This is a genomic window from Lactiplantibacillus dongliensis (assembly GCF_005405105.1).
GTDB classification, from domain to species: domain Bacteria; phylum Bacillota; class Bacilli; order Lactobacillales; family Lactobacillaceae; genus Lactiplantibacillus; species Lactiplantibacillus dongliensis.
In genome coordinates this window covers 20,027-30,124 of record NZ_BJDK01000043.1, presented here as the reverse complement: position 1 = coordinate 30,124, position 10,098 = coordinate 20,027, and the positions used below count along the sequence as shown (strand labels likewise).

The 10,098-nt window shown below is 40.9% G+C and carries 5 protein-coding genes; all 5 read right to left on the bottom strand.

The window, feature by feature from the left end; translation table 11 throughout:
- Positions 1-276: 276 nt before the first annotated feature.
- A complete protein-coding gene (pcp, locus tag FFM80_RS13000; RefSeq protein WP_137641194.1) occupies positions 277-924 on the bottom strand; it encodes a pyroglutamyl-peptidase I in 648 nt (215 codons plus the stop codon).
- A gap of 18 nt (positions 925-942) precedes the next feature.
- A complete protein-coding gene (locus FFM80_RS12995; RefSeq protein WP_137641193.1) occupies positions 943-1,866 on the bottom strand; it encodes a DUF979 domain-containing protein in 924 nt (307 codons plus the stop codon).
- A 2-nt stretch (positions 1,867-1,868) separates the two neighbouring features.
- Positions 1,869-2,549: a DUF969 domain-containing protein gene (locus tag FFM80_RS12990; protein WP_137641192.1), complete on the bottom strand. Its 681-nt coding sequence runs from the start codon at positions 2,547-2,549 to the stop codon at positions 1,869-1,871.
- A gap of 257 nt (positions 2,550-2,806) precedes the next feature.
- Positions 2,807-6,301: a LamG-like jellyroll fold domain-containing protein gene (locus FFM80_RS12985; RefSeq protein ID WP_137641191.1), complete on the bottom strand. Its 3,495-nt coding sequence runs from the start codon at positions 6,299-6,301 to the stop codon at positions 2,807-2,809.
- A gap of 272 nt (positions 6,302-6,573) precedes the next feature.
- The gene (locus FFM80_RS12980; protein ID WP_137641190.1) at positions 6,574-9,972 is read right to left on the bottom strand and encodes a LamG-like jellyroll fold domain-containing protein; all 3,399 of its coding nucleotides are present in this window, start codon (positions 9,970-9,972) and stop codon (positions 6,574-6,576) included.
- Between the last annotated feature and the right edge of the window lie 126 nt (positions 9,973-10,098).

Genomic DNA, 10,098 nt, shown 5'->3' with positions numbered 1-10,098 from the left:
TTGCTAATCAGCGAAAAGCATAATGGTATTCATCCCTTGTTTGAAAGCAAGGGAATTCTGCCAAATTTATATTAAAAAAGCCCCGTTAGCAACTAAACACAGATTAGTTGCTAACGGGACACTTGGTATTAGTTAGATTAGCCAGCCACGCTTGTCAGACCATAATCGGCCGAAATGTGGCTTTACGAGCTACAGTACAAGCACTGAGCAAGACTGTTTTTAGCGACCATGGCAGTTGCAACGCCATAAGTTTAACTGGCCTAGCAAAATCAAGCTTTAAGCAATGCTACCTTCAATTGTCTCAATATCGCCGCGACCATCGCGATCAACAATCGCAGTAATTGCAGCCGTCAGACCACGAACATCGTCGGCTAACGACAATGCCGGTGTATTTGGTCGAGTCGTCACTTGATCCGGCAAGAATGGAATATGGATAAAGCCCGCTTTCAAGTTAGGAAATTCCTTATCACGCATGTATTGGACCTGATACATAATGTGGTTGCAGACATACGTCCCCGCCGTCGTTGAGACCACACTAGGTAAGCCCACGGCCCGAATCGCTTTAGCCATTGCCTTAACAGGTAATTGCGTAAAATAAGCATTTTCGCCGTCAGCATGAATCGGTCGGTTTAACGGTTGGAAACCAGCGTTATCGGCAATCCGCCCATCATCAAAGTTAATTGCCACACGTTCTGGCGTCAACGCATAGCGACCACCCGCCTGGCCAACGTCCAACACATAATCTGGTTGTTCTTTTACGATGGCCGCATGGACAACTTCGGCACAGCGGTCAAAAATTGTGGGAATCTCTAACTTAACGATTTCGGCGCCTGCAATCTGGTCAGGCAAACGTTTGACCGTTTCAATGGCCGGATTAATCTGATCGTCACCAAACGGGTCAAAGCCAGTTACTAAAATTTTCATCAAAAAACCTCCAAAATATTAAAATGCTAACACGTACATCAAACCGATTTGAATCACTAATAAAACGGTAGCTACAGGTGCCTGCTGCTTAATAACACCCAAATTGTCCTTCATTTCCATCAGGGCGACTGGCAGCGAATTAAAGTTGGCCGCCATCGGAGTCATCAATGTACCACAATACCCCGACGTCATCCCCAGTGCTGCCACCACCACTGGCGCGCCACCTTGGGCCACAACAAAGGGAATACCAATCCCCGCCGTAATGACGGCAAAAGCCGCAAAGCCATTACCCATAATCATCGTAAAGACGGCCATGGCAATACAATATAACGCCACGCCTAACAAATGATTACCGACTGGAAAGACGCCTGAAATGGCTTTAGCCGTTAACTCACCTACGCCAGAAGCCGTAAAGACCGCGCCCAACATGGCTAATAACTGTGGCAAAATCCCAGCCGTTCCCATCGACCGTACCATTCGTTCACTATCATGATAAGTCGTATTGGCATTAGCATGGGTCATCACCGCCGCCGTAATCAGGGCCACGACTGACGAAATGCCAATCCCAATCTGCCCCCCTAATGGCGTGAACTGCGCAATCACGATTGAGAGAATCGCTAAAACTACACTCGGCATGAAGATCCAACCGCCAAGTCGTTGTGCCGACTTTTCGGCAACTTTTTCATCGATACCTTTTATATTGCCGGGTTTAATTTGTTTGAATAATGATAACAGACCCAAGATTAGGATCAAAATACCAATCACCAGATAAGGTAAGAACTTAGCGCCGGCGAAGATGACTGCCAGAATCACCCAGAACAATCCGGTTCCGATTCGTGCGGGGTTTTCCTGGTCGCGAAATGATTCAATTCCGGCAAATAACATAATCAACCCAATCAGGACATAGAAGACTTCTAGGAAATTAGTAATAAATGTGGTCATGGCTAGTCCTCCTGCTTCTTGTTGCGTTTAACATTAAATTGCCGGTCAAAACGCATATTATAGATGGCCGTGATGATAAATGTGATCACCGCCATTGGAATCGAGTACAAGACAATACTGGTTGGTTCAACTGCATGACCTAACGACTTCATCGTGCTGGCCATTAGTAGCACGCCCCCGGACGCCACAAATAAGTTCTGAGCGTAAAAGTTCCCGAAGTTATCGGTTGCTGCCGATCGCGCTTTAATCAAGTCAATTTGCTTGGGCGTCAGCTTTCCCCGCGCCCCAGCTGCGGCTTGGACCATCGGACTAATTAATGGCCGGACAAACTGGACTTGCCCCGATAACGTAATCCCAAAGGCACAGGCAACTTCACGAATCAATAAGTATAGGTTCAAAATACGACCCGGCGTTAAATTCTTCAACTTCTTGATAGCATTGACGGCGGCTTGCTTCAAGCCGTGCCGTTCAATAACCCCAATCATCGGTAAAGTTAAGAAGAACAGCGAAACGACGCGATTCTCCACAAAGCTTTTACCTAGTAAGGTTAATAAATCTGGTACCGAGATACCAGCCACTAAGGCGGTCGCCACCGCCGAAATAATCACGACCGCGATTGTATCAAACTTGAGCGCAAAGCCCAAGATGATAATGACGATCCCAATTAGCTTCAGATATTCCATATTATTGCCCCCATTTTAGCCGTCTAGCTCATGATAATAATTGCTTTTCATCATTGTAAACGTTTTTAACAGATTAGCATGGCTTCGGACTGGCCGTCAAATCCGGTTAAGGGCTGATTGGTGGCCTTAAGCGGTTTGAAAGTCGTTCGGTGACTGCCTTTACGAACGTCATTGACTCATAAATAAAAATTATTCGGATGTAAAAAAGCTAATCATTACGATTAGCTTTTTAGAGGTCTATTCAATTAATCTAAAACTTATTTACGTGCGAAGTAAGCGTGGATCATGTGTTTATCAACGGTGATATACTTGCCATTCTTCAGTTGTAACCGTAACTTGCCTTTGCTCTTCACAAGTTTCTTAATCTTAAGCATCGTCCCACGTTTGTAGGTGGTGTGCTTACCTTTAAGCGTCTTGCTATTGTACGCTGACAAGCCTTTCGCATTGATTACTTTAACCTTGATTGGCTTCTTGGTGTAATCTGCTGACGTGACATACTTGCTGCTTGCAGTAATATATCCAGTCTTACCATAAGTCTTAGAACCCTTATTGACGTCCTTGACTTGGTAACTATTGCCCTTCTTCGTCACAATCTTGAACTGGGCCCACTTATTTTGTGACTTAGCTGCGAAGAACTTGTAGCGGTTCTTCTTGGTGAATTTAGCTTTCTTGTAGAAACCGATCTTCTTTTGAGCGTAGACAATCTTGCCCTTTAGTTTATTCTTTTTAGCGGGTTTCTTTTTATGAGCTTCAGATTCCGAGTTAGCAGAAACCGCATCGCCAGCACTTGCCGACGTTTGTGAATTACCACTTACAGATCCATTAGGTCGATTTGTTGAAGTATTTATATTCGGTGTTGATGCAGTTATACTGCCTGTCCCGGGCTCACCTGGTGTCGGTTTGCTTGGTTCTGGTCTTGGTGCCGGCACTGGTTTACTTGGCTCCGGCTTGGGTACTGGTTTTGGTTCCGGTTTTGGTTCCGGCTTTGGTTCCGGTTTTGGTTCCGGCTTCGGTTCCGGCTTTGGTTCCGGCTTTGGTTCCGGCTTTGGTTCCGGCTTTGGTTCCGGCTTTGGTTCCGGCTTTGGTTCCGGCTTTGGTGCTGGTTTACTTGGTTCAGGAGTCTTAGCCATCGCATCAGTTGTAATGTCAGGTAATACTTCCATGCCCTTATCAGTACCAAGCATCGCCTGCTTAATCGCAACATTAGTAGCAGACTTTGCTTTATCAGCTTTAAGCGTAATGTTTGCCACGTTATTGACTGGTTGCTTGTCAAAACTAAGGGTCAATTTCAAGATACCATTCTCAACAGTTTGACGTAAAACTTTAGTGCCCACTGGAACAGTTACTTTATCGACTGTCTGACCCGCTAAATCAATTTGCGCATCTAATGTCCGAATTTGACGATTGCCATTAGCCTTAAATTGCAAATCGAACTTATTTTGACTATTTTGCAAGTTAATTGATTCCACTTGGCGATGCTTTTTAACCAATTCAGTTTGGTCTAAAAATGCTGAAGAATCAAAGACTTTTCCAGTCATTGTGCCTGGCTGATCAACTTGTAATGCCTTAAGAATCAATGGTGAAATATCAGCATTATTACCACCATTAAGTTTTCGACCAGCATCGATTGTTTCTCCACCTAAGGCAATAAAAATATCCATATTAGACGGATCCATTGAACCATGACCCAAACCACTACCACCATGATCGGCATTAGCAATCACTAATGTGTCATGAATATGGCCAGTTTTTTCTAACTTATCCATAACTTTTTTGAATTCTTCGTCATATCTTTTATATTGAGCCCAATATGCATCGTTATACCAACCATGGCCATGGCCCTGATGATCCATTTGGTCACTTTGCATATAAACCAAAGAAGTATCATTAAATTCGTCACTATCAATATAAGTTGCGACATCATCAAATGATTTCCATGCCTTTGAAGGAGCTGTCTCAACAGGTGCGTCTGGCTCTGTAATACCATTCAAAATTGGTGCCCACTCAGCAAAGGCCGCCATACCTTGAGTTGGATTATTTTTACTTAGTGTTTTAAAGATTGACGGATACTTTGCCATATTTTTTCCAAAATCAGCAAAATATTGCTGACCAGCTGTATCATTCGTCATCTTATACTCTGCATCCATTTCCCCCCATGCTAAGCCATGTAACATTGAAGAATAGTTTTGGGCAGAAATCGATGGCTTTACGGAATGTGCCGACGTGCTCATTGCAAATTTGTTATTAAACAAATCCATAGTGTAAGTATTTTGACGCTTAGCTAATATACTTTTATCCTTAGTCCATTTTGGTAAGATATGGTTACTTGTAGTATAGTACATCCCATCTTCTTTCCATGGATTACCACCGCCATCAGTGGTTAAAACAATAACATGTTTATATGGCCGAATAACTGCCGCTTTGGCAACTTCCACCTTTCGATCAGCTGGTGCCAAGGCAACATCCCCAACACCAACAATCCCATCTCCGTTATAATCATTAATATTTTTAGAATGTATCGTAACACTTTGCTGATTTTCAATCTTCATATCTAAATCAGTAACTTCTTTATCATCAATACTTGCATTCGGATTTGTGACTTTAAAATTGGCTTGTAGATTCTGCCCACTTGTCTTTTTAACCTTAAATTTGAGCTGAGCTAAGCGTGTTTGAGCAAATTTTCGGAATTCAACACTAGATAATTTTGTTTTTGAAGTGACACGTAATGTACTCTCATTGATTTTCTCGACTGTAGTTTTGCTACCACCCAATGTTTGAGCAGTTCCAGTATACTCAAACTTTTCTGGGTCAAAAGTCACATCATATTGAAGTCTATTAATATCGCCATCATTAATTTGACGTGTATGCACATTTAAAGTGTAAGTATGTCCTGACACCACATCCGCCGCACCAACCAGTTCTGTATCAAAGGCTTGCTTAGTAATGATTGCGGGTGCATGCACATCCTTTAAGGCAGCATCACTTAATTGCTTAATACTATCAGTCGATAAAGATCCATTATAGATATTAGCCGTTTTAATCTTCCCTGACATACCGTATTGAAGCGAGTTTCTAGACCCGCTATCGCCTCCAATAACAAAGTTGTTTGCTGCAGAGCTTGGTAGTTTTAGACTACCGTCATTATTAATTTCTTTTACTAGATTTCCATTTAAATACAACCTAGTTTTCTTTGCAACTAGGTCGATAACTCCTACTGCATGTACCCATCTTCCAATCTCCATATCTGATTTCAACTGCTTTTCGCCACCACCGTCATTAGCGAAAAACGTCAATCTACCGCCTGTCACACCCAAGCCTAAGCCACCACTTTGCTGATTTGAGAAAACATCATGTTCCCCACTGGATGACCCAGTATATTTAAAGAAAGCTTCAATTGTGATACCTTTGTTCTGGAAATTTCTATACATATCACTAGTAATTGGTAGTGCATAAGCAGAAGAGCCGTCAAAAGAGGCAAAACTACCGTCTAAATTTCGATCTCCAGTCATTGAAGGATGCCGATTTATCTTCCCAATAGTCTTAATGTTTGTAATATTCTTAGTAGTATCTACTGGGACTTCTTGTGACAAATTTACGCTCACAAAAGGCTTAACATCATTAGACATATTTTCAGCCTGACTAACTCTCGGTTGGTTGGCATTAGTAACTGCAGCTCCCGCTGGAACTGCAGTTGTAATTAAAGTTAAAGTTGCTGAACACAGTGCAATCGTTGTTAATACTCGAGGATTCAAATTATCTTCACTCCGTTTTCTACTGTCATATGTGTTGTTTTGATAGTTACTAGTTTACTGAACTAATGTAAATTACTTGAAAGTACCAGGTAAAAGTTATGTTTATTTTCAAAAAACAATTATATTTTTTCTGTAAATATTCTTATAACACCTAAATTAATTAACAGTATATAAATCGCTTTACGTCGTAGAATTAGATTAAACGAGATAAAAAAGTTAACTCAATCCCTTTCATTGAAAAAGATCAAGTTAACTTTAATTATTTTTAATAGTTACTCGTGTGAAAAATAAGCATGAATCTTATGCTTATCGACAGTGATATATTTACCATTCTTTAATTGCAACCGTAACTTGCCTTTGCTCTTCACAAGTTTCTTAATCTTAAGCATCATCCCACGTTTGTAGGTCTTATGCTTACCCTTAAGCGTCTTGCTGTTGTAAGCTGATAAACCTTTGGCATTGATTACTTTAACCTTGTTTGGTTTCTCGGTGTAATCAGCAGAAGTAATATATTTACTGTTTGTAGTGATATAACCAGTCTTACCATACGTCTTAGACCCCTCGTTGATATCCTTGACTTGGTAACGATTACCCTTCTTCGTTACAATCTTGAACTGAGCCCACTTATTTTGTGACTTAACTGCAAAGAACTTGTAGCGGTTCTTCTTGGTAAATTTGGCTTTCTTGTAGAAACCGATCTTCTTTTGAGCGTAAACGATTTTGCCCTTAAGCTTGTTCTTCTTAGCGGGTTTCTTTTTATGAGATTCAGATTCCGAGTTAGCAGAAACCGCATCGCCAGCACTTGCCGACGTTTGTGAATTACTACTTACAGATCCATTAGGTCGATTTGTTGTTCCATTTGTATTTATGTTTGATGAAGTAGAATTATTAGTGCCTTGGTTATTACCCGGTTTAGGCGCCGTTGTATTTCCAGTTCCCGGTTTTTCTGGTGCTGGCGTTGGTAGTACTGTATTTCCAGTTCCTGGTTTTTCTGGTGCTGGCGTTGGTAGTACTGTATTTCCAGTTCCTGGTTTACCAGGGTTCGGTGTCGTTGTACTACCTGGTTTAGTATCATTAACCAAATCAGGTAAAATTTCGGCACCCTTATCAGTTCCTAGCATTGCTTGCTTGATTGTGGTCTTAGCTGCAGACCTCGTCTTCCCAGCTCTGAGTGTAACAGTTGCTAAATCAGTAGCTGGCTGCTTATCAAAACTAAGTGTTAATTTCAAAATACCATGATCAACTGCTTTTCGTAATACCTTAGTTCCTTTAGAAACTTTGACGTCATCAATCATTTGGCCTGCCAAGTCAATCTGTGCATCTAATGTTCGAACTTGACGGTTACCATTAGCCTTAAACTGTAAATCAAATTTACCTTGACCATTCTTTAAATTAATAGCTTCAACTTGACGTTTCTTTTTTACCAACTCAGTTTGGTCGAGAAACGCTGACGGATCAAATACTTTGCCAACCATGGAAGCCGGTTGTGGAACTTGCAGTGCATTTAAAATCAACGAACTAATATCTGCGTTACTACCACCTTTGATCCGTTTGCCTGCATCGACAGTTTCACCACCAAGCGCTAGAAAAATATTATAGTTTGACTTGTCATTCGAGTAAGGTCCACCATGGCGATGTAGTGCGCCACCGTGATCAGCATTAGCAATCACTAGCGTATCATGAATATGTCCAGTCGCTTCCAGTTTATCCATGACAGTTTTAAATAATGAATCATACCGTGCATAATGTTTCCAATAATTGTCATTGTACCAACCACGAGCATGTCCTTCGATATCCATTTGGTCACTTTGCATATAAACCACGGATGTATCTTTAAATTGATCACTGCCAACATAGTTAGCGACATCATCAAAAGATTTGAAAGCCCCTGAATGTTGCTTTTCAATGGCAGCATCTGGCTCCATAATGCCATTTAGAAATGGTGCCCATTCCGAAAACGCGGCCATATTTTGATTAGGTGCCGCTTTCTGTAACACTTTAAATACTGAAGGATACTTAGCCTGTTCCTTACCAAAGTCATTAAAGTACTCTGAACCGGCCGATGTATTTGTCATTTTATAGCTTTCATCCATGTCACCCCAAGGAATTCCATGAATCATTGAAGAGTAATTTTGTGCAGAAATCGTTGGTCTTACCGCTTCCGCATCTGTACTCATTGCAAATTTATTTTTGAAAAGGTCGATTGTATACGTGTTTTTTCGTTTAGCTAGAATAGCTTTATCTTTAGTCCAGGTCGGAATTGTTTTATCGTCTTTAGCATAATACATTCCCTCAGGATCCCATGGGTTCCCACCACCATCAGTAGTCAGGACAATCACATGTTTATATGGCTGAATCTTAGCTGCTTGTGCCACTGCTTGCTTTCGTTCCGCTGGCGCTAAAGCGATGTCTCCTGCGCCTACAATGCCATCGCCATTATAGTCGTTGATATTTTTAGCATGAATCGTTACCTTTTGTTGACCCGCAATCGTCATTTTAGGATCAGTAACACGTTTACCATCAACACTTGCTGACACATTCTTCACAGTTAGTTCAGTTTTTTCATTCTGATGGCCATTCACTTTAGCCAGTAGATTAATGCGAGCCAACTTTGTTTGACTATATTTCCGCATTTCACTTTTAGAAAGTACGGCACTAGTTTTGACATGCAAGACGCCGGCACTCGTCTGCGTCACGGTTGTACTGCTAGATCCTAATAACTGGTCGGCTGAAATAAAATCAAATTTATCTTGATCATATAAAACGTCATACTCGAGGTTATTAATATCACCGGCCGTTTGCTGCCGAGTATGCACATTTAAACTATACTTATGTCCAGCGACAACATCATCTGACCCAACCAATTGAGTATCAAATGCTTGAATGACTTCCTTTTCACTCGTTATATCTGCACGGGCAGCTGTACTTAGCTGTTGAACTTCGGCATCTGATAAAACATGATTATAAATTCGAGCAGTCTTAACCTCTCCAATCATGGCTGACTGAACATAACTCGTATCTTTTCCACTATCCCCACCAATCATAAAATGATTAGTTGAATTGGCCCGTTTGAAGTTTCCACTATTAGTCACACTGCCTACTAACTTACCATTCAAATATAATTTAGTTTTATGATTCTTAAAATCAATAATTCCAACCGCGTGATTCCATTTACCCTGTTTAAAAGTAGAATTAGGCGTCTTGTAACCTTTACCATCATGAGCAAAAAATGTTAACTTACCGTTTTGAATTCCAAGCCCTAGACCACCGCCTTCTTGGTTTGAAAAAATATCTTTTTCACCACTAGCTGGTCCTTCATATTTGAAGAAGGCTTCGAGTGTGACACCATTTTTTATTTCCGTATAATTACCTTCTGTAAATGGTACTACATAGCCAGAGCTACCATCAAAACTTGTTACTTTGCCCTTGATGGTTGGATCCGTCACGACTTGCGGTGTTCCTAGTGCAATAATCTCTGGGATCGTCTTTACCCCATCAATCGGATTAGCTTGCGATAAATCAATATCTACAAAAGGTTTTATCGTAGTTTTAGGGTTCGCTACCGAATGACTCTGATACTGTATTGCTGTTGCAAAAGCGGGTGTGGCAGTTGTCAGCAACGATAATGTTGCTGAACATAATGCGATGGTTGTCAACACTCGGGTCTTCAAAATATAATCACTCCGATTTAGTTTTTTATAGACTTACATCTATTACAATTATTTTACTGAATCAATGTAAATTTTATGAAAAATCAATGTAAACATAAGATGTTATTTACAGCTATAAATATAAAG